General features: G+C 40.7%; 17 protein-coding genes and 1 pseudogene. 6 read left to right on the plus strand and 12 right to left on the minus strand.

The genetic code is table 11. The features are described 5' to 3' along the window. The first annotated feature begins 204 nt into the window (after positions 1-204). The 3 genes and pseudogenes from ACNQGS_RS23535 (at position 205) to ACNQGS_RS23545 (ending at position 3,649) form a co-directional block, all read left to right on the plus strand. The gene (locus ACNQGS_RS23535) at positions 205-1,179 is read left to right on the plus strand and encodes a metal-dependent hydrolase (RefSeq protein WP_491489444.1); all 975 of its coding nucleotides are present in this window, start codon (positions 205-207) and stop codon (positions 1,177-1,179) included. 118 nt (positions 1,180-1,297) lie between these two features. Continuing rightward, positions 1,298-2,976: pseudogene (locus tag ACNQGS_RS23540) on the plus strand (bifunctional metallophosphatase/5'-nucleotidase). Between the two features lie 520 nt (positions 2,977-3,496). Next, positions 3,497-3,649 (plus strand): hypothetical protein, encoded by a 153-nt coding sequence (locus ACNQGS_RS23545; RefSeq protein WP_491489445.1) that lies wholly within the window; start codon positions 3,497-3,499, stop codon positions 3,647-3,649. A 77-nt stretch (positions 3,650-3,726) separates the two neighbouring features. Here ACNQGS_RS23545 and ACNQGS_RS23550 read toward each other — a convergent pair whose 3' ends face one another. Then, on the minus strand, positions 3,727-4,284 hold the full coding sequence (locus ACNQGS_RS23550) for a hypothetical protein (protein ID WP_491489446.1): 558 nt from the start codon (positions 4,282-4,284) through the stop codon (positions 3,727-3,729). A gap of 166 nt (positions 4,285-4,450) precedes the next feature. Between ACNQGS_RS23550 and ACNQGS_RS23555 the strand changes: the two genes are divergently transcribed. After that, complete coding sequence (locus ACNQGS_RS23555) at positions 4,451-5,986, plus strand: CehA/McbA family metallohydrolase domain-containing protein (RefSeq protein ID WP_491489447.1); 1,536 nt, start codon at positions 4,451-4,453, stop codon at positions 5,984-5,986. A gap of 116 nt (positions 5,987-6,102) precedes the next feature. Beyond that, entirely contained in the window at positions 6,103-7,158 is a 1,056-nt protein-coding gene (locus tag ACNQGS_RS23560; RefSeq protein WP_491489448.1) for a HupE/UreJ family protein, read from the plus strand. A 107-nt stretch (positions 7,159-7,265) separates the two neighbouring features. Here the strand turns inward: ACNQGS_RS23560 and lepB are convergent, their stop codons facing one another. From lepB to ACNQGS_RS23610, 10 genes are all read right to left on the minus strand, one after another. Beyond that, positions 7,266-7,814, minus strand: a complete 549-nt coding sequence (lepB, locus tag ACNQGS_RS23565; protein WP_491489449.1) for a signal peptidase I — start codon at positions 7,812-7,814, stop codon at positions 7,266-7,268. Positions 7,815-7,952: 138 nt separating this feature from the next. Continuing rightward, positions 7,953-8,084 carry a hypothetical protein gene (locus ACNQGS_RS23570; protein ID WP_491489450.1) on the minus strand — a complete coding sequence of 44 codons (132 nt, stop codon included), beginning with the start codon at positions 8,082-8,084 and terminating at the stop codon, positions 7,953-7,955. A 34-nt stretch (positions 8,085-8,118) separates the two neighbouring features. After that, positions 8,119-9,186: a phosphotransferase family protein gene (locus ACNQGS_RS23575; RefSeq protein WP_491489451.1), complete on the minus strand. Its 1,068-nt coding sequence runs from the start codon at positions 9,184-9,186 to the stop codon at positions 8,119-8,121. 80 nt (positions 9,187-9,266) lie between these two features. Further along, the gene (locus tag ACNQGS_RS23580; protein WP_491489452.1) at positions 9,267-10,502 is read right to left on the minus strand and encodes an acyl-CoA dehydrogenase; all 1,236 of its coding nucleotides are present in this window, start codon (positions 10,500-10,502) and stop codon (positions 9,267-9,269) included. An 88-nt stretch (positions 10,503-10,590) separates the two neighbouring features. Next, positions 10,591-11,373 (minus strand): enoyl-CoA hydratase, encoded by a 783-nt coding sequence (locus ACNQGS_RS23585; protein ID WP_491489453.1) that lies wholly within the window; start codon positions 11,371-11,373, stop codon positions 10,591-10,593. Further along, positions 11,370-12,257, minus strand: a complete 888-nt coding sequence (locus ACNQGS_RS23590; RefSeq protein ID WP_423798363.1) for a 3-hydroxyacyl-CoA dehydrogenase family protein — start codon at positions 12,255-12,257, stop codon at positions 11,370-11,372. Before ACNQGS_RS23590 ends, ACNQGS_RS23585 begins: the two co-directional genes overlap by 4 nt. Before the next feature lie 55 nt (positions 12,258-12,312). After that, a complete protein-coding gene (locus ACNQGS_RS23595; protein ID WP_491489454.1) occupies positions 12,313-13,488 on the minus strand; it encodes a thiolase family protein in 1,176 nt (391 codons plus the stop codon). A gap of 34 nt (positions 13,489-13,522) precedes the next feature. Next, positions 13,523-14,659, minus strand: a complete 1,137-nt coding sequence (locus ACNQGS_RS23600) for an acyl-CoA dehydrogenase family protein (protein ID WP_491489455.1) — start codon at positions 14,657-14,659, stop codon at positions 13,523-13,525. Between the two features lie 148 nt (positions 14,660-14,807). Continuing rightward, positions 14,808-16,253: a sigma-54 interaction domain-containing protein gene (locus ACNQGS_RS23605; protein ID WP_491489456.1), complete on the minus strand. Its 1,446-nt coding sequence runs from the start codon at positions 16,251-16,253 to the stop codon at positions 14,808-14,810. A gap of 145 nt (positions 16,254-16,398) precedes the next feature. Beyond that, positions 16,399-17,064, minus strand: coding sequence for a hypothetical protein (locus ACNQGS_RS23610; protein WP_491489457.1), 666 nt, complete (start codon positions 17,062-17,064; stop codon positions 16,399-16,401). A gap of 262 nt (positions 17,065-17,326) precedes the next feature. On the opposite strand from ACNQGS_RS23610, the gene ACNQGS_RS23615 reads away from it, so the two are divergent. Continuing rightward, on the plus strand, positions 17,327-18,088 hold the full coding sequence (locus ACNQGS_RS23615; RefSeq protein WP_491489458.1) for an SDR family NAD(P)-dependent oxidoreductase: 762 nt from the start codon (positions 17,327-17,329) through the stop codon (positions 18,086-18,088). Positions 18,089-18,800: 712 nt separating this feature from the next. Here the strand turns inward: ACNQGS_RS23615 and ACNQGS_RS23620 are convergent. Then, complete coding sequence (locus ACNQGS_RS23620) at positions 18,801-20,573, minus strand: ABC transporter ATP-binding protein (RefSeq protein WP_491489459.1); 1,773 nt, start codon at positions 20,571-20,573, stop codon at positions 18,801-18,803. Between the last annotated feature and the right edge of the window lie 259 nt (positions 20,574-20,832).

Below are 20,832 nucleotides of genomic sequence, written 5' to 3' on the forward strand. Positions count from 1 at the left end.
GTCCGAAAACATTCGTTTTCGGACTTTCTTTGATTTCTAGTACGACCCTGCTGCCTGAAAACGACTCTTCTCCTTTTGAGGCAGAAGAACCGTCCCCATGCATCATTACAAAAACAATATATACTTTTTACATTGGATTAATAAAGTAGACTCGAACTTCAAATATAATAAAGTAGAAGCTGACATTTAGAGAGGAGTGATGAAATGGATACAACTTCTCACATCTTAATGGGGTTGGGATTGGGTGCTCTTGCTCAAATGGATCCTGTGATCGCTAATGATGATGCCCTGACACAAGCCGTTGTTTTAGGTACAGTCATTGGTTCCAATGCCCCCGATTTCGACTTTATGTATCTTTTGAAAGGAAAAGGCAGCTACTATCGAAACCACAGAGCATGGTCCCATTCCCTACTGGCTTTACCTTTATGGAGTGCTGCCGTTTCAGGAATTATTTTTTCCCTTTTCAATGTGCCGTCTTTTTCCCATCTATTCTTTTGGACCTTCTTAGCTGTTATACTGCATGTCTTCTTTGATTTGTTTAATGTGCATGGCACTCAAGTCTTGCTTCCTTTTTCAAACAAATGGATTGCCTTTGATTCCCTCCCATTATTTGACCCAACCATTTCTTTTGTACATATCCTAGGATTTTGCCTGCTGCCTTTCTATGATCCTGGAAAAACCTTTCTTATTATCTATCTTTTTATCTTCCTATATGTTGTTGTCCGGACTACTTATGCAGTTATGATAAAAAGAAAATTAGAGCACCACTTTGTCCGTTCCCTCCGGATTAAATTGATTCCACGTATGTTCTTGTTTCAATGGGACGTCTTAATCGAGACCAAAACAGACTTTTTATTTGGCGTCTATTCCGAAGGAAGTCTACACATTGAGCATACTTTTTCAAAGGAAATAGACTTTCCAGAACTCGTTTCAGATAGCCAAAACCACCCGACCGTTTCCGATTTTCTTTCTAGCACCCAATATGCCTTTCCGTTTGTTCGGTCTAGGAAAAATGGATACATCATCTATTGGAAGGACCTTCGTTTTCGGACTAGAAAATTTTTTCCCACTCTAGCCATCCTATTTATTTCGTCTGATTTTAAAATAAAAAATTGCTTTATCGGTACTTTGCATTCCTTGAAGCAATACAAACAGGTTATTCGAAAACTAAAAATATAAAAAAGGGTGATTCAATGGAAAAAACATTATGCATGATTACTAGCGAAATGACAGGTTATGTTCATAGCACTATATTGCGCCCCCATCCTCACACTCTTTTTTACATGAAAATTCCGCCATGAATTTTATCAGCACCCTAAAAAATAATTTAGGAGGGAAAAAAGTGAAAGGCGCATTTAATGGGAATGCCATCAGAAAAGCTGTACCTGCTTTGATCCTTACGACTGTGTTTTCAGCGGCTTTTGTTTTGGACTCAGGGAGACCTGAAACGACAGGCATTTCCCACAGCATCGAGACTGATCAGACGCGCATTCACGTTCAATTGCTTGGGGTTAATGACTTTCACGGCCAATTAAATGTAACTCGTGAAGTGAACGGAAGGCCAGTCGGCCGTGCGGATTATCTCGCTGCCTATTTAACTGAAAGAAAAGAGGAAAACAAAAACACGCTGCTAGTTCACGCAGGTGACATGGTTGGCGCAAGCGCACCCGTCTCTTCGCTTTTACAAGAGGAGCCCGCAATCGACGTGTTAAACCAAATCGGCTTTGATATCGGAACGTTAGGGAATCACGAGTTTGACCGGGGCGTGAAGGAAATGCTGAGATTGATTCGCGGAGGTTTCAACCAAAGGTCCGAATATTTTAAAGGTGCTGGGTTCCCCTATCTATGTGCCAATGTTCTTAACGCAAAGACGAATTACCCCCTTTTCCCTCCCTATAAAATTATGAAAGTAGCAGGCGTTCCAATTGGATTTATCGGTGTGGTAACGGATGATACACCCAGCATGGTGGATTCGAAGGCAATTGAAGGTGTCACCTTCATAGAAGAAGTTACAGCCATCAATAAAGCGGTGGACGAATTAAAGGAACAAGGCGTAAAAGCAATCGTAGTCCTGGCTCACAATCCAGGAAAACAGTCTTCCTTCGACGCTGCCGCGACCGGTGAGATTGTAGATATTGCCAAACTGGTTGACGATGAAGTGGATGTCATGTTTGCTGGCCACAGCCATTCTTACCTTAATACGGAGGTTGATGGAAAACTGCTAGTCCAGGCTGAATCCTACGGGACTGCCTTCTCCGATGTGGATTTGGAGATTAACCCAGTAACGAAGGACATTGTGAATAAAAAGCGGAGATTGTTGTTACCTATCAAGACTCTATTAAACCTGATCCTGAGATGAAGGCATTGATTGAAAAATACGAAACAGAAGTTACCTCTGTGGTGGACGAAATTGTTGGAACGGCTGCTTTTGATATTACCAGCAAACGGAACGAAAACGGTGAATCCGTTTTGGGCAATCTGATTGCCGATTCCGAGCGTTCCATGATGAACACGGATTTTGCTTTTATGAACCCAGGTGGAATTCGAGCGGACATCCAAGCTGGTACCATCACTTATGAAGAGCTGTTAACGATATTGCCATTTCATCATCATCTCGTTAAGATGCGGCTGACTGGAGAACAAATCCGCCAGGTGTTAAATCAACAGTGGCAGCATGGCCAAGTGCGAATGCTGCAGATTTCAGGTTTGAAATATACTTGGGATGAGATGAAAGCTGGCAGCGACAAGATCGTCGATTTATATACGGATGACGGAACCTTGGTTGTGCCTGAAAAAACCTACTCCGTAACTGTAACCAACTACCTCGCAAATGGCGGTGATCATTTCACTGTTTTTCAAAATGGGACGAATAAAGGGATTGGACCTATTGATGTTGATAGTTTTAAAGAATACTTGAAACAGTTTAATCAACCTATTCGCTCTTTCATTGATGGCCGGGTTCAAAAAGTTCGCTAATAGGATTCCCGCTAGTGAATGAAGGACATTTGCTGCCCACGATTCGTTCATTTTGTCCCTCATCCCCTTCATGAAGGACATTTCCATACCGGGGCTCCTTCGTTTTGGCCTTCATCGCCTTCATGAAGGACATTTCCATCCCCGGGCTCCTTCGTTTTGGTCTTCATCGACTTCATGAAGGACATTTCCACCCCCAGTTTCACTCGTTTTGACCTTCATCCCCTTCATGAAGGACATTTCCGCTCCAGTGTTCACTCGTTTTGGTCTTCATCTCCTTCATGAAGGACATTTCCATCCCCGGGCTCCTTCGTTTTGGTCTTCATCGACTTCATGAAGGACATTTCCACCCAGGAACTCCTTCATTTTGTCCTTCTTTCACAAAAGTGGTCTATTCGTTATAAATAATTTAAGAAAACATTACCGCTTTTTAATCTAGCCTTAAAAAAGAAAGTCTACAATTAACGTTAGTAACTAGATGGAATAGCACCAAAAAATATTATTCATAAAAGAAGGATGATATATGAATATTTCCTATAAAAACTATCAAGGCGGATATAATAATTTGGTCGTAGTAGAAAGCGGCGGAGTGGTTACCACGAGTTTAAAAGATAAGGATACCGCAATAAGAACCCATAAAAGAAAATTAAAGCGGCTAAAGGCTAAACAAAAATGAAACATAGGGATGGTTCTCATGGCATTTTAAATTGATTAATAATTTAAAAAAGCCTGCAGAACCGTCCCCATGTTTTCTTAATAGTTTTTTATCAGCATTTTATCAATTTCACGTACTATATCATATGAATTTACTAGTTTCTCAGGTACCAAAGTTCTGCCATATTCCCAGGCATTCCTTTCTATTAGAGACAGAAGCTGTGCTTTTTCTTCATCCTCACCATAATGTATAGTCCTTAAATCATGTTTATTTTTCTTAAAATCTAAATAATAACCGAGTTGACGATAAAGAATAAGTCTGACACAGTCTTCATCTGTCTGTTTAATTTTAAAGTTAATATTCGCTATGTATCCATTTATTTGTAGGTAGTTAAACTTAAGCGTATTTGTCGATACGTTATAACTCATCGGTGCAGGTAATTTATTGTTCATCTCATAATTAATATCTAATTTGTGCTCTTCTAAAGTTTTACTGATGATCTCCTCAATATCCCATATATATAGCATTTTATCGACCACTTCCCTTCCTAAAATCTTTTCATTAAAAATAATTTTTTCTGCCTTCCTCTCATTATTTTTATGGAATGGTAACGGAAAGTAAATCCTTCCATTTACCTTAAGTCTTAATACCTGCATCAAACGTACCCTGCCATTTTTTTATTATTTATTCCAATAAAGATAGTTCTTTTGTCTCATTTTTCCTAATTTACACAATATTTACAGAATGTTTATTCTCCCCTAATAAAACTTATTTAATATTTAAGCTGTTGAGCAAGCTTATTAATAAGGGGGCAAAGGAAAAATGAAAACTCGTTTTAAGAAGGCTATTCCTTTCATTGCAACAACTGTTCTTGCAACAACTGCACTTACTACCCAAACATTATTTAATGAGGGTGGTAATCAAAAAGCAGAAGCACAGTCAGTCTCAAATGAAGATGTAAAAAAGAAGGATGCCACATGGCTTGCAGGTGACCATCACGTGCATAGCGAGTGGAGTGTTGGCTGGGACAATTCTACAAATCCTCCAACTCCAATTAGGGGTGGGGATGCAATTTATCCAATCTCTAAAAATGCCGAATATGGTAAAAAGTACGGACTTGATTGGATGATGACCACAGATCATGGGGGCCCTAATCATTCCAAGGTTAACTTAGAACAAGCTTATCCTGAATTATTAAAATCCCGTGCAGCTGTTCCTGAAGTTCTTCAATTCTACGGAATGGAGTTTGACACACCAGCAGCTGACCACAGCACTCTCATGATTCCAAAAGGTGAAAATGAATCGCAAGTGCTTTACGATATTGAAAGTAAATTCAATAAACGTGATCCTTTTCCAAACGATGGAAGCAGGGATACAGAATCAACTATGATTGATGCTCTTAATTATATGAAACAAATGGATGAACTTCCAATTTCTATTGCACACCATCCATCCCGCTCTGCTACTGGTGTCGGTGTATGGGGACAAGATACTCCGCAAGAGTTCCGTAATTGGAACGATATCGCACCTAACATTTCTATCGGTATGGAAGGTGCGCCAGGACACCAGGCGGCTGCTATTAACCCAGATGGCTCTCTTGATCCTAAAGGTTCCCGTGGTTCGTATGGAAACGTAAACGCTCCAACAATGGGTGGATTTGACCAAATGTCAGCTATCGTTGGCGGTTTATGGGATTCGATGTTAGGTGAAGGAAGACATTGGTGGATTACTGCTACCTCTGACTCACATGTTAACTGGCGTGATGGAGGAAGTGACTTCTGGCCAGGTGAATATTCGAAAACATATGTTAAAGCAAAGAAAGATTATAAGGATGTAATGGAAAACCTTCGTAATGGTAATGTGTTTGTTACCACGGGTGACCTTATCTCAGAACTTGATGTTAAACTGCAGGCAGGAGGAAAATCACCATTGCATGCGCAGGCAAAAGGAAATACAGCATCAATCGGTGAAACACTTACACTTCCTAGTAAGAAATCTGATGTAACAGTAACAATTCGCATCAAAGATCCAAACGCTGCAAACTCTCATGGTGATAAGCCAAATGTTCAACGTGTTGACTTAATCATGGGAGAAGTTAATGGGAAAGTAGAAGACCGCTCAACTGCTTCTAATCCTACAACTAAAGTCGTGAAGCGTTTTACGGAAAATGAATGGACAAAAGACGGTGAATACATCACGATTACTTATACTTTAAAAGATGTGGATAAAGATAGCTACATTCGTTTACGTGGTACTAACACTGATCAATTAGAACCAGAAAAAGATCCTAAAGGTGAAAACCCATGGAATGATCTTTGGTTCTACTCAAATCCAATTTTCATGAAAGCAAGTAAATAAATAGAAACTCAAACTAAAAAAGATCTTGACGAGGGGCATTTTATACTCCTCGTCTTTCCGTTATCTTTAATCATCAACAACATTGCGAGAAAACATTTGAAATGGACGTGGAATGAATGAAAAAGCTATGGCTGCCTACTTTAATCTTTTTACTTTTATTTGGTTCCCTTTTGCCTGCCCCATCCTCTGCCCATACCAATAATAGTGAAGGTTTTTCTACCATGGAAGTAAAAGAGAAGTCACTAGATTACGAGTTGAAACTTGATCTCGAAGAACTAGGCCATGCCCTAAATAAGGGAACAGAAGAAAAGGAACTGATTAACAATAAGATGGTGGAGCAATATATAAATTCCCATATAAAGCTTTATGCGGATAGTCAACTTATTGAAGGAAGCTTGGAAAAATCAGATATAGAGATGATTAACGAGAAACCATTTGCGGTCATTAACTTGATATATACTATGGAACATAAACCCCAAAAACTAGTGATGGAATATAATATGTTTATGGACGACTCCGATCCAAGTCATGCCAATTTCGCAACCATTAAAATGGACGGGAAACAACAGGAAAAGATTCTTACATTTGAATCGAGGGAATTAGAGATTGGTAAGGCAAGCCTTTTGCAAAATGTTAAACAGTTTGTCGTTCTTGGCTTGGAACATATTTTTACAGGTTATGACCATATCCTGTTTATCATTAGTTTACTTTTTGGGGCAAAAACCTTTCGTCATATTCTTTCTTTAGTCACGGCCTTTACGATTGCCCATAGTATCACATTGGCTCTTGCTACTTTTGACATTGTTCAGCTTCCAAGCAGATTTGTGGAATCCGCGATTGCTTTAAGCATCGTCTACGTTGCGCTTATGAATATTTTTAATACGGACTCCAAACACCAGCCATGGCTTGCCTTTGCTTTTGGTTTAATCCATGGATTCGGTTTTGCCGGAATATTATCGGAAATGAGATTAGACACAAACCATATGGCTGCGTCCCTCTTATCTTTTAATATCGGAATCGAAATCGGCCAACTAATCATTGTATCGTTGGTATACCCGCTTATTTTATGGATCAAGAAATTAACGGTGAAACCAATTAAATGGGTCATTCCCGGAACCTCGGCAGCCATTTTAGCTTTTGGTCTGGTTTGGTTTATTCAAAGAGCTTTTTAAAAAGGCTGATTTCGTAAAAATTATTGCTATACCATAAGGATATAATTACACTAACAAAAACTCGCATTACGTTTGCGAGTTTTCTTTGTTATATACATAAGTAGCAATTAGTTATTTACGATTTTAATCTCTTTTATTGGATAATAAACAACATTTGTTGTCCCTATTACCTTTTCCATTGGTATCGCTCCAATATCACGGCTGTCTTTGCTTCGCCTTCTGTTATCTCCCATTACAAACAAACTATCTTTAGGGACAGTATCACTACCTACAGCGGTTTCCTTTAAAGTGAAGGAGTCTGTTAAGGTTCCTTCATCTTTTAATGATTTCTTGTATTTTTCCAAGTAAGGTTCGTTGTAAGCCTTCCCATTTATATATAAAACATCATTTTTATACTCAATACTGTCACCTGGGAGTCCGATTACACGTTTTATGTAATCCTTACCTTCCGGGGCGTGAAAAACAACAATATCAAATCTTTTCGGTTCCCCAATTTTGGTTACTACCATACGGTCCTTGTCCTGGAGAGTGGGGTTCATTGATTCACCGTCAACAACAATTGGGGTAAAGAAAAAAGAGCGAATAATAAATGCTATAACAAGAGCACCCAAAATTGATTTAATCCATTCAAACGTTTCATTTTTCTTCTTTGTCATTACTCAACCTCCTTTAATAATCTATATCCTTATTTTACCACATTTGTTTAGTTTAGGTATAAGTCATCCTTTTTAAGCTATCCTGCCACGTCGAACAAGATTATTTTTACTACTCATTTTAACCATAGGTTTCCAAACCTAGGATTGCTTGTTTGCCAGCTTTCTTTCAAATACTTGCACATCAAAGAAGCCATTTAAATCAGAAAAGAGCCTAAAAAATCCATAGGGACGGATTTCTGAAATAAGATCCGTCCCAAATCCAACAATCATTTTGAGGCAAGAGAACCGTCCCCATGCATCATTCCTATAGCCACTTAGTCGACAACAAGGCGTATTCAATATAGCTGGCAGCAGCTCGATTCATCCGAGCAAATCTTTCGTCATGGGTCTGACCTTTGAAATATCGGAAATATATTTGCTGGGCTATGACAGCCAATTTAAAGTACGAGAAGGTAAGATAATAAGAAATATTTGAAACGTCATGGCCGCTTTTCTTCGCATACCTTTCTAAAAATTCTCTGCGTGTAAAGAAGCCTTCTTTTGCTGTGATGGGTTGAATCCCAGATCCGCCTTTTAATTCGTCAGGGTCGCCGGATTCCAGCCAGTAACATAAGGCAACCCCTACATCTGCCAGCGGATCGCCGATTGTTGCCATTTCCCAATCAAACAAACCGGTCATCTTGCGAAAGTCCTCAGAAAACATCGCATTATTCAATTTATAATCATATTGAATGATGGCGGGTTTTGGTGAAACAGGGATATTTTTTTGCAGCCAGGAAGTTAACTCCTCAACACCGGGGACCTCTTCCGTTTTGGCATTTTCGTATCGTTTAATCCAGCCGCCAGTCTGCCGCTCCATAAATCCATCCGGCCTTGAGATGTTTAGTAATTCTGTTTTCGTGTAATCGACCTGATGCAGTTCTACTAATTGATCGACCATGATTTCCGATATTTTACTCCCTAAACTAGGATGATAGGGAACATGTGCAGGAAACTCATGATCTAGCACTAAACCCTTTCTTCTTTCCATGATAAAAAAAGGACTGCCGACTATGGAATGATCATTGGAAAAAATATACGGCTTGGGTGCAGTTGAAAAGATTGGGTGCACATTCGATAAAATCGTATATTCCCGCTCCATATCATGGGCTTTTGGGGCGACAGGTCCGTGCGGCGGCCGGCGCAGCACTGCCTCCCATTCGCCAACTCTTATTAAATAGGTCAGATTAGATTTACCTGCACCAAATTGTTCAATCTCCAATTTGCCTGCAGGGGCCTCCTCGATATTTTCCTGAATAAACTTTTGGAGCTTCTCATAATCGAGCTCCTCCCCTTTTCTCACATCAATCGTGTCACGAAAGGTTTCCTTCATTTCCTTTTTTCACTCCCTTTTAAAAAAAAGTTCAGGCAATGGAGGGCTGACCTCCCATTACCTGAACTCGGATATTGTTTTTAAATCTGGACTGCTGATAATTCTGGAGTTTGATATTTTTTCAGTTCCAATCTAGCAATCTGACGGCGATGCACTTCATCAGGACCATCGGCCAGTCTTAATGTACGTGCCTGCGCCCAATGATTGGCAAGAGTGAAATCATCACTTACGCCGGCAGCACCAAATGCTTGAATAGCACGGTCCAGGACTTTTAGTGCCATATTTGGCGCAACCACTTTAATCATCGCGATTTCAGTTTTCGCTTCTTTATTTCCAACTGTGTCCATCATATAGGCCGCTTTCAATGTCAATAAACGGGCTTGCTCGATTTCAATTCTGGATTCTGCAATCCACTCTTGAACAACACCTTGCTCGGCAATTTTTTTACCAAAAGCAGTCCGGTTTAGCACACGCTTGGTGAGGTCTTCAAGGGCACGTTCTGCCAATCCGATTAATCTCATGCAATGGTGAATCCGGCCCGGTCCAAGCCGCCCTTGGGCAATCGCGAATCCTTTTCCTTCTTCCCAAAGCATATTCTCGGCAGGCACCCGGACATTCTCATAGACAATTTCCGCGTGACCATGCGGTGCATCATCATACCCAAACACTGAAAGGGTTCGTTCAATCTTCACACCTGGTGTGTTTAATGGTACGAGAATCATAGACTGCTGTTCATGCCGCTTTGCGGTTGGATCATTTTTCCCCATCACAATCGCAATCTTACAGCGCGGATCCCCTGCCCCTGAAGACCACCATTTCCTGCCATTGATGACATATTCATCGCCATCTCTGACAATGCTTGTTTCAATATTGGTTGCGTCACTGGAAGCCACATCTGGCTCAGTCATTGAAAAACAGGAGCGGATTTCACCGGCCAGAAGCGGTTCAAGCCACTGTTTCTTTTGCGCTTCCGTACCATAACGGACAAGAACCTCCATGTTACCTGTATCTGGTGCGCTGCAATTAAATACTTCCGGACCAATCATGGATCTCCCCATAATCTCACAAAGCGGTGCATATTCCAGATTGGTTAATCCAGCCCCATACTCACTTTCCGGCAAGAACAAATTCCATAGCCCTTCCGCTTTTGCCTTTTGTTTCAGTTCTTGCATAATCGGAGGAATATCAGACCAGCGTGTTTCCTGTTGATTCAGCTGCTCCTTATACACCTTTTCATTTGGGTAAACATACTCCTCCATAAAATTAATTACCCTCTTTTGCAAGTTAACAACCTTTTCAGAATATGAAAAATTCATCCTATCCATCCCCTTATCATGTTTTTAGATAAATTAAGATTGTACAAAAAACCTGAATCGAGTGTTGACATGTTCACTGTTACCCATTTTATTTATGCGCAAAAACGGGCTTTCTTTTTTCGATAAACGCTGAAACTCCTTCTTTCACATCTTCCGTTAAAAAGACCTCTCCAAACAGTTCAGCTTCTCTTTCAATTCCGGCATGGAATTCCATATTTGTTCCTTCATCTACGGCCTTTTTAATCCGAGATAGAGCTTGTAGGGAATACCCGCTGATTTTCTTGGCCATCGCCAGTGCCGCGTTCATTCCTTGTCCTGTTGCGACAACTTTGTTCACGAGTCCAAGCTTCACCGCTTCATGTGCCGAAATAGGGTCGCCGACAAACATGAGCTCTTTCGCTTTTGCCTCTCCTACTATTCTCGGAAGACGCTGGGTGCCCCCTCCGCCAGGGAAGATTCCCAATTTGATTTCCGGCAGGCCAAGCTGCGCGTGTTCTTCGGCAATCCGGATGTCACAAGTGATGGCAAGCTCACAGCCTCCGCCGAAGGTCAGGCCATTTAAGACGGCAATCGTCGGCTTCGGCAGGAAGTCGATTTGGTTAAAGACGGCATGCTGCTCCAAAACTCGGTCCTTCATGCCTGCTTTGCCAATGGATTGAGGGAATTCTTTAATATCTGCTCCCGCCATAAACGCCCGGCTTCCTGCCCCCGTCAAGATGACCACCACAATCTCGTGATCGCTGGCAATATCATCAAAGACAGTCTTTAACTCACTGGTTACCTGCCCGCTTAAAACATTTAGCGGCGGATTATCAATCGTCACTATCGCAATATGATCACTTTTTTCCAGTTTTACTAATTGCGTATTCACTTTGCTTTCACCCCTGTTTTTTCATATTCATACCAGCCCTTGCCGGTTTTACGGCCAAGAGTCCCTGCCTTCACTTTTTCTTCTAGGCTTGCAGACGGCTTATCCTCTTCATTTCCTGTTTCTTTATACTTTTCAGCCAGTGCATAGTAGCCGACATCAATACCGGATAAATCCATCAGCTCGAAAGGACCCATTGGGTGGTTTAATGCTTTTTTGACAATCGTATCAATGTCTTTATAATCGCAGATGCCTTCCTCATACAGCTTGAGCGCCTCGTTGTTTAAGGCAAACAACAGACGGTTGGCTATAAAGCCCCATGTTTCCTTACGCAGCAACACGCCGGTACGTTTGATTTTTTCACAAACAGCCATTGTGACAGCAGCCGTTTCTTCAGACGTAGTCTCACTCATGACGACCTCAACGCAATCCATCACTAAAGCTGGAAAAAAGAAGTGCATATTACAGACTTTCTCCGGCCTCCTGGTAACATCGGCAATTTTTGAACTAGCAATTGTGGAGCTATTGGATGCTAAAATGGCATGAGGAGGTGCCAAACGATCAACTACAGCGAATAGCTCCCGTTTAACATCTAGCTTTTCAACAACCGCCTCAATGACAAAGTCTGTATTCCCTACAGCCACTTCTAAATTAGTAGTATAAGACAACCGGGCGAAGGCCTGATCCAAGCCTTCCTGACTGATTTTCCCTTTTTGCACCCATTTTCCCATTTGAAAATCAAGGGCTTCCTTTGCCTGTTCCAAGGCCTTCTCCTGGATATCGTAGATCGTTGTTGAAAACCCGCCTAACGCGCATAACATGGCAATTTGGTGTCCCATCGACCCTGCACCTAACACCGAAATATGTTTTACATCCTGTATATTCAATGATTTCACTCCTTCCGGTACTAACCGGTTAGTACTTTAGCAATGTTCAAAAAACTTATCCTTCTCGCTCAATCAACGCTGCAATACCTTGGCCGCCGCCAATGCATGCGGTAATCAAAGCCCGCTGTTTATTTGTTCTTTGTAATTCGTAAACGGCTTTCGTCATCAAAATGGCTCCTGTTGCTCCAAGTGGATGGCCGTGTGCAATTGCCCCTCCGTTTACATTGAGCTTTGCTTCGTCGATTTCCAGCTCGCGGTTGCAGGCAAGAACCTGGGCAGCAAATGCTTCGTTCAACTCTACAAAATCAAAATCATCGATCTTTAACCCTGTCCGTTGTAATAGCTTTCTAGTTGCCGGTACCGGACCAATTCCCATAATATTAGGATCCACACCGCTTACCGCAGCGTCACGTACAACTGCCAGCGGCTTTAAGCCTAATTCTTCAGCCTTTTCACGGGACATGATCACTAATGCACTAGCTGCATCATTGAGTCCTGAGCTGCTTCCGGCTGTAACGGTTCCTCCTTCAAGGAAAGCTGGCGGTAATTTAGCTAATCCTTCAAGCGTCGTAGATGGTCTCGGGTGCTCATCCACTGCAAATGTGATCGGCTGCCCTTTTCTAACAGGAATTTCAATAGGAACAATTTGTTGTTTAAAAAATTCCTGTTCCATCGCGGCTGCCATTCTTTGCTGGCTTCTTAATGAATAGGCATCCTGTTCTTCTCTAGAAATATTATATTTTTTTACTAGATTTTCAGCCGTGATTCCCATTGGCGGATCACCGATTTCCTTTGGTGAAAGCTGCGATTTACGAAAACTTGGCGGCGCTGCACTGTATGCTTTTGTAGGGCGATCCATTAAATATGGAGCACGGCTCATACTCTCAGTTCCACCTGCCACATAAATATCTCCTGCTCCAGCATTAATCGCCTGCGCAGCTAAAACAACGGCATTGATACCAGAACCGCACTGACGGTCAATGGTTAAACCGGGAATTTCAAGAGAAAGCCCAGTTTGCAGGGCAGTTAATCTAGCAATGTTTCCACCGCCGCTTAACACATTTCCAAAAATAACATCATCAATCTGATTTGCGTTTACACCTGCTCGATTTAGCGCTTCCTTAATCACGACTGCACCAAATTCATGGGCATTCAGGCTGGCTAATGCCCCACCCTGCCTTCCAATCGGAGTTCTTACGGCTGATACGATCACTGCATCTCTCTTTGACATTCTTTTTTCCTCCCTATTCATCTATTAACTATGTTTATAGTAAAACCTGTCTTGCAATGACAAGCTTTTGTATCAAATTTGAGCCTTCATAAAACTGGGTGATTTTCGCATCCCGCAGCATTCGTTCCACAGGGTAGTCATCGGTATAGCCGCTGCCTTCTAGCATTTGAACGGCATCCGTGGTCACCTTTATCGTGGTATTCGAACAGAATAGCTTTGCCATTGAGGCTGTACCTGCCACTTCAGCTGATCCGCTGTCCAGTAATTCTCCACCGTAGTAAAGCAATCTTCTAGCAGCCTCAATCTCTGTTGCCATTTCAGCCAGCATCAGTTGGGTATTATGAAATCGCAAACTCTCCCTCGAAGAGCGCATAAATTTATGGGCATACTTTATTGCTTCTTCATAAGCGCCTTGGGCAATCCCCAAAGCTAGAGCCGCCACATTTAATCTCGTCCGATTAAGCGTTTCTTTCAAAATTTTAAATCCCTTGCCCTCCCCTCCAACTAGCTGTGAATGATGAATTTTTACATTCTCTAAAATTAGTTCTCTTGCTGGAATCCCTTTTACACCCATTTTCCCTGCTTCTCTTCCTACTGTTAGTCCGGGTGTTCCCTGCTCGACAATAAAATAGGTAAGTCCTGCATTTTTTATTCTAGGGTCCATGGTTGCGACAATCATGTAAATGTCAGCTACCCCAGCGTTAAACACAAATAACTTTTTACCATTTAAAACATAATAATCGCCCATTTTCTCAGCTGTTGTATATACTGTTTCGAGATCGCTGGTGATTCCCTCTTCCGTAATCCCAATCGTCCCTATTAACTCACCTGATGTGAGAGGAGGTAAATACTTCATTTTTTGCTCCTCCGTACCACCTAGAAGAATGGGGTTCATCACCATTTCCTGATTCGTCAACAGCATGGATGTCGAACCGCAGCAGCGAGCAATCTCTTCAATCATTATCAACTGATTCAAGCACGATAGGCCGCCACCGCCAAAACTGGTAGGTACACTTGTCCCGAATAATCTATTTTCTGCTAACTTCCTGAGGTGGGTGTCCGGTATTCTTTGAAGTTGGTCCACATCTTTTGCTGCAGGAAGAAAGCAATCTTCAGCAATAGACCGGATAAAATGACGAACCATATGAATCTCTTCCTGAATCAATTTCATTGCCCCTCCCATGGTCATTATTCTTTTATAATGCAATTTCTGTGCCAAACTAAATTGACTGGTTATTTAGGCTCCATTCCTTCGGTAATGCAAAAACACAACAAAAAAATAGTGCAAAATTGCAACGTGTTGCATTTTCGCACTACTTCTAAATATTAGAATACTTTTGTACTTTCCTTGATAACGTGGAAGCATCGACGTCTAGTGCTTTGGCTGCCGCGCGCATGCTAGGATAATTCTTCAAGGCACGCTCGATGACCTGTTTTTCATAATGCTCCATTTGCTCTTTCAGGGACTTTAAATTGTTAGGCTTAGTGATGATGATGTCACTTTCCCTTTGTGGTTCAGTCTGCGTTTTTTCTTTATCTTGCTGTATAAACAATTCATTTCTGATGTCCTCAGCAGTAATAATCGGTTTTTCAATCATAATGCACAGCCGCTCAACTATATTTTGAAGTTCTCGTACGTTCCCCGGCCAATGATAGTGTTTAAAGCTATCCATCACTTCTTTCGAAAAAATCTTATTGACGCCATATTTTTGTCTGATGTCATGGATAAAGTGATAGGTTAACGGAACGATATCATTTGGTCTTTCCCTTAGCGGAGGAATATGAATCGGAATGATGTTTAAGCGATAATAGAGGTCCTTGCGAAATCCTCCTTTTTTGATTAAATTTTCCAGATTTTGATTAGTTGCAGCGATCACCCTGGTGTCAATTTTTATCGGCTTTGTCCCCCCGACCCTGGTAATTTCAAATTCCTGCAGGACCCTTAGTAATTTGACCTGTAAGTGTAAGGGGATTTCACCAATTTCATCTAAGAGAATCGTCCCCTTAGCGGCCTGCTCAAATAAACCAACCTTACCCTTAGGGCTGGCTCCAGTAAAGGCACCAGGTTCATAGCCGAACAATTCAGATTCTAACAGATCATTGGGAATCGCCCCGCAATTCACTTTGATAAGCGGCTGGCTGCTCCGATTGCTATTTTCATGAATTAATTTTACAACAACCTCTTTACCTACTCCTGATTCCCCATATAAAATAACGGTCGAGCCATGCTGAGCGACTCGTAAGGCGCGGTCGATGACTTTCTTCATTTTTATGTCGTAGGCGACAATGGAATGAATGGCGGTTTTATTGGATTTTAGTTCTTCCAGCTGCTGAGTGATCTCCTCATGCTCCTGCTCTAATTGAAAAATTTCATGCTTGAGCTGGTTTAATACCGTTACGTCCAACATCTGACTGACAACTTTAATGATTTGTCCTTGTTTATTTTTAATAGGGATGGCGGTTACTAAAACTTCCTTGCCATTATAGAGTTTTGTCAGTTGGGTAATAGGTTTTCCTTCTTTAAAAACCTGTAGTTCGGCGGTTTGGTCGATGATTTCCTCGATTATTAAATCCCGATGCCTGCGGCCAACCACATCACTTGCCGATAATCCTGTTTGTTCCTTAAATGCCGGATTTACTTCGGAAATCCTGCCGTCTTGATCAGTGATGACCACTCCTGTAATGGAATGCTGAAACATTTGCTGATACGTTTCATAAATTTCTTCCAGTTTCTCTAATTCGCTCGGTGCGTCTGATACCAACATCCGCTTACGATCCCTGTTTGTTATTTTTTTGCTCCTCCCTCCAATTAGGGTTGTATGTAAATAATCTGATTAAAGTTATTGTATTCTATATTTTCTGAAAAATAAACGAATTAAACTTATACTCCTAAACATAAGAAATAGATTCTTACTGATGATTTTGCCGATGAGATTTTATAATTTCAAAATATTGTGTGTCTCCTAACCCATATTCTTTAAATTTTTCAAGTAAAGCTAGCATAAGTTCCTCTTCTGGAACCTCTCGGTGCTTGTGAATATACAGCAGAAGATCACTGTCTTTTCTTAGGTAATTCAAATATAGCTCTATCCCCTTCTTTAATGGTTCGGGATCGATATTTTCAGGCATAGTTTTATCAATCAACACTTGTTTGTACATGTCATAATATCCTTTCGCCTTTAGGGAAAAATGGCTCACAGGCTGAAATTGATCATCAACTAGATATAGATCAATAGAGTCTGTATGCTCTACTTGGTCTAACCAAGCAAGGATGGTCAGGATATTAATTTGACAAAACATATCGGCATCAAACCATAAAGCCATATGAGTAAAATTTCCACTTAAGAGCGGCTGCAATGGTGTTAGTGCGTGTTCAATGTATTGTTTCGGCGTTACATGATGGACCTTTGCACGTATTTGGATGAATTTATCTGAAAATAGATTAGGACTCGTATTTCCATAACACATTGCCTCGTTAAAAGGAACTATCAATTCTTGATTAAGAAAATTTGTCTTTTTGTAATAATTATACATAGCTAGTCCATTTAGAATATGTATTGTTCTTTTTTGTATCATTGTTAACAACCTCTTCTTCTATTTATTTTAAGCTATTGAGACGGGCCATCCCTTACGTTCCTACATCTATGCTTCCACATTTTATACAGCTTTTTCAGACGAGCTTATTTCCCTCTCCAATGTACCGAATTATTTGAACTAATATACGTTGGTAACTCGAGATAGTTCCAATGGAAAATTACTCATTCAGTTTTATTAGTTGTTTGCATTATAATATTTATATACATAACAAAAAATGAACCAAATAAAGGAGCTTTGAACAATGGACTTGCAATTACAAGGCAAAAACGTACTCATTACCGGCGGTTCAAAAGGAATCGGAAAGGCAATTGCCAAGGCATTTGTTGATGAAGGAGCAAATGTTACGATTACCGCCAGAGGCTTAGGTTACTTAGAAGAGGCACAAGCAGAACTTGGCGGCAGCGTGGCTATAATTCAAACCGACATTACCAATCCTGAGGAACGGGAGAAATTGATTCATACTTATACCGAGGAAAATGGATCAATTGATATCCTTATCAATAATGCCGGTGGCAGTAATGGCAGTAAAGTAATTGAAACCGATATGGAACTTTTTTATCAGGCAATGGAACTGAACTATTTTTCTGCAGTACATCTGAGTAAACTAGCTGCCCTTCCTATGAAAAATCAGCGGTCGGGATCCATTATTAATATTACCTCTGTTTATGGTAGGGAAAGCGGTGGTAAAGTTACCTACAATAATGCAAAAGCGGCGCTTATCAGCTTTACGAAGTCTTTGGCTGACGAAGTGATTCCATATGGTATCCGTGTGAACAGTATTGCTCCTGGTAGTATTTTGCACGAAACTGGCAATTGGATCAAACGCATGAATGAGGATCCGGAGGGCATTAAAGAGTTTGTGAATAAAGAAATTCCTGCAGGCCGCTTCGGTACCCCGGAGGAAATCGCCAATGTTGCGGTATTCCTTGCTTCTGAAAAAGCATCCTGGATTGTCGGAGCCAGCATAAATGTCGATGGCGGACAATCGAAGATGAATTTTTAAGGTTTTTATTCCTATTCCGGCTGAATCACAATGTAAATAATACACAAAAACGCTTGGGATTTCCCAAAAAAATCCAAGCGTTTAACTTTATAGAGGCTTTATTCTCCCGAACCAGCTAATACTTGAATCATTCGGGTGCATATAAAATTTATATACTCCCAAACTTGCAATCCCTTCATGCATTCGGGCTCATATAGAGACTATATCCTCCCGAACTTGAAAAACTGTGAAGTATTCGGGCTCATATAGAGACTATATCCTCCCAAACTTGCAAACTATGAAGTATTTCGGGCTCATATAAAGGTTATATCCTCCCGAACTTGCAAACCTGTGAAGTATTCGGGCGCATATAGGGGCTATATACTCCCGAACTTGAAAAACTTTAATGCATTCGGGCTCATATAGAGGCTGTATCCTCCCGAACTTGAAAAATCTCGATGCATTTGGGCTCATATAGAGGCTGTATCCTCCCGAACTTGAAAAATCTCGATGCATGTGGGCTCATATAGAGGCTGTATCCTCCCGAACTTGAAAAATCTTGATGTATTCGGGCTCATATAGAGGATATATACTCCCGAACTTGCAAACCCTTGAATTGTTAGGGCACATATAAAGGTCTTTATCCTCTCGAACCAGCAAACCAAGTAATAAATACCTTTTTCGAAAAAAAATGGCTGCACATAAGCAACCAATTTCGCTACCCAATCTTTTTTCAGCCTGCTGCCAATTTCATTTCTTCTTCGGCAGTCGAATTTTGCTTTAAATAAAGTTCTTTGTAATAACCGTTTCTTTTTAGCAGGGTCTTATGATTTCCACTTTCTACAATTCTACCGTTTTTCAAAACAAATATGGTATCGGCATTCAAAATCGTTGATAGCCTGTGCGCGACCATAATAATAGTCTTATCTTTGGCAAATTTATTAATCGACTCTTTAACAAGCTTTTCACTTTCATTATCCAGAGCGCTGGTGGCCTCATCCAAGAAAATCAACGAAGGATTCTTTAAGAATATCCGAGCAAGGGCCACCCGCTGTTTTTGGCCGCCAGATAGCTTAACTCCTCTCTCCCCAATTTCTGTTTCATAACCGTTTGGCATTGCTGAGATAAAATCATGTGCAAAAGCCTTTTTGGCAGCAGCGATTATTTCTTCATCTGTCGCATCAAGCTTTGCCATTTTAATATTGTCCTTAATCGAAGTACTGAATAAAAAGTTATCCTGCGTGACAATTCCCATATGCTCTCGAAGATTTTCAATCGCGTAATCTTTGATATTAACCCCATCAATTAACACCTCACCTTTCGTAACATCATACATTCTCAGCAAAAGCTGCAGGATGGTGCTCTTACCGCCGCCGCTTTCACCAACAAACGCATAAGTTTTTCCTTTCTCAAGTGTCAAAGAAACATTATCTATTATGTTCTTCTTTCCATCATAGGAGAATGTCACGTTATTAAGCTCGATGCAATCGTTAAATTCCTTTAACTCAACTGGGTTTGCCTTTTCGTTAATTGCTTTAGGAGTACCAAAGAAATCAAAGATCCTTTTTAAAGCAACACTTCCTTCGGTAATGGCCGGATAAGCATTCACTAGAGCGGCCACAGGACTTCTCATTTTATCGACATAGGCAAAGAAAGCAATGAGGCTTCCCATCGATAAACTCCCATCAATCACAAACAAACTGGCAATAATCGCGACGATAAATGGTGTCATATCACTTAAAACATTGACGAAAGCTAGCATGATGGCATTAATTTTGGCGTGCCGATCTGTTAATTTGTCAAATTGAGTTAAGTGTTGATCGAGTTCCTCTTTGTCTCTTTTTTCCGAAGCAAACAACTTTGAGAGGAAGGCACCTTGGATTTTTTCAAAAATAAACCCGCTCATTACCGATCGATATTGCATCATGCTGCGGGTTGACTTTTTTAATCTTTTTGACAAGATATGTGCAAGAATAAATTGTAAGCCAACTAGGAAAACAGACAGGATTGTTAATTTTACGTTAAGGGTCAACATTACCGCCACAACGAACACGAGAACAATCATTTCAATCCAGATGTTTCCAAAGAAGGCAGTCAAGAAACCCTTCACCTTCTCGATATCGTCGAAAAAACGTGTAGCGATTTCTCCGCTTTTGTTATCTACAAAATATTTCGCATCAAGAGAATGAACTTTCTTAAAGGCATCTTTGCGAAGGTGTTTCATAATATTGTTGTTGGCCTTGTGGATACAAAATTGCCTTACGTATTCCATAGGTGTTCGGATGAAAAGGAATATGGCCATCATACCGAGCCCAATCATCATTAGCTGTTCAAGCATTTCCGTGCGGGACAATTGATCATTTTGCAGCAGAGAATCAAAAATATATTTTAAAATTAATGGAACAAACAGCGGCACCAGGAAACGAAAGATACTCCCGACAAATCCAAGCAAGTATAAACCCCTTACCGGTTTCACATATGGTAAAAACAACTTGAAATCTTTCATTTTATCAAACTCCTTTCAAAATGGATCCAGCGGCCTTATCGAGTGAAGTTTTCTAATGTATTGGATGATTTCATTCTACGTTGTTTTAATAGCTTCCTAACCGCACACTTTCTGAACCTCCACCGCATACTTTTTAGACCTTCACCGCAGGTTTTTTGAGTGAAGCCGCAAATTATTGCGGATGCTTTTTTATGCAAAAAAAACCACTTTTGCGGATTTTCAATCAAACATTTAGGTCTTCTTATATGCTATTGTTTGT

Source organism: Neobacillus sp. PVCKKU3 (assembly GCF_058323225.1).

Coding starts and splice junctions, on each gene's coding strand:
- ACNQGS_RS23535 (WP_491489444.1), top strand. CDS start 205: ATGGATACAACTTCTCACATCTTAATGGGGTTGGGATTGGGTGCTCTT.
- ACNQGS_RS23545 (WP_491489445.1), top strand. CDS start 3,497: ATGAATATTTCCTATAAAAACTATCAAGGCGGATATAATAATTTGGTC.
- ACNQGS_RS23550 (WP_491489446.1), bottom strand. CDS start 4,284: ATGCAGGTATTAAGACTTAAGGTAAATGGAAGGATTTACTTTCCGTTA.
- ACNQGS_RS23555 (WP_491489447.1), top strand. CDS start 4,451: ATGAAAACTCGTTTTAAGAAGGCTATTCCTTTCATTGCAACAACTGTT.
- ACNQGS_RS23560 (WP_491489448.1), top strand. CDS start 6,103: ATGAAAAAGCTATGGCTGCCTACTTTAATCTTTTTACTTTTATTTGGT.
- lepB (WP_491489449.1), bottom strand. CDS start 7,814: ATGACAAAGAAGAAAAATGAAACGTTTGAATGGATTAAATCAATTTTG.
- ACNQGS_RS23570 (WP_491489450.1), bottom strand. CDS start 8,084: ATGATTGTTGGATTTGGGACGGATCTTATTTCAGAAATCCGTCCCTAT.
- ACNQGS_RS23575 (WP_491489451.1), bottom strand. CDS start 9,186: ATGAAGGAAACCTTTCGTGACACGATTGATGTGAGAAAAGGGGAGGAG.
- ACNQGS_RS23580 (WP_491489452.1), bottom strand. CDS start 10,502: ATGAATTTTTCATATTCTGAAAAGGTTGTTAACTTGCAAAAGAGGGTA.
- ACNQGS_RS23595 (WP_491489454.1), bottom strand. CDS start 13,488: ATGTCAAAGAGAGATGCAGTGATCGTATCAGCCGTAAGAACTCCGATT.
- ACNQGS_RS23600 (WP_491489455.1), bottom strand. CDS start 14,659: ATGAAATTGATTCAGGAAGAGATTCATATGGTTCGTCATTTTATCCGG.
- ACNQGS_RS23605 (WP_491489456.1), bottom strand. CDS start 16,253: ATGTTGGTATCAGACGCACCGAGCGAATTAGAGAAACTGGAAGAAATT.
- ACNQGS_RS23610 (WP_491489457.1), bottom strand. CDS start 17,064: ATGATACAAAAAAGAACAATACATATTCTAAATGGACTAGCTATGTAT.
- ACNQGS_RS23615 (WP_491489458.1), top strand. CDS start 17,327: ATGGACTTGCAATTACAAGGCAAAAACGTACTCATTACCGGCGGTTCA.
- ACNQGS_RS23620 (WP_491489459.1), bottom strand. CDS start 20,573: ATGAAAGATTTCAAGTTGTTTTTACCATATGTGAAACCGGTAAGGGGT.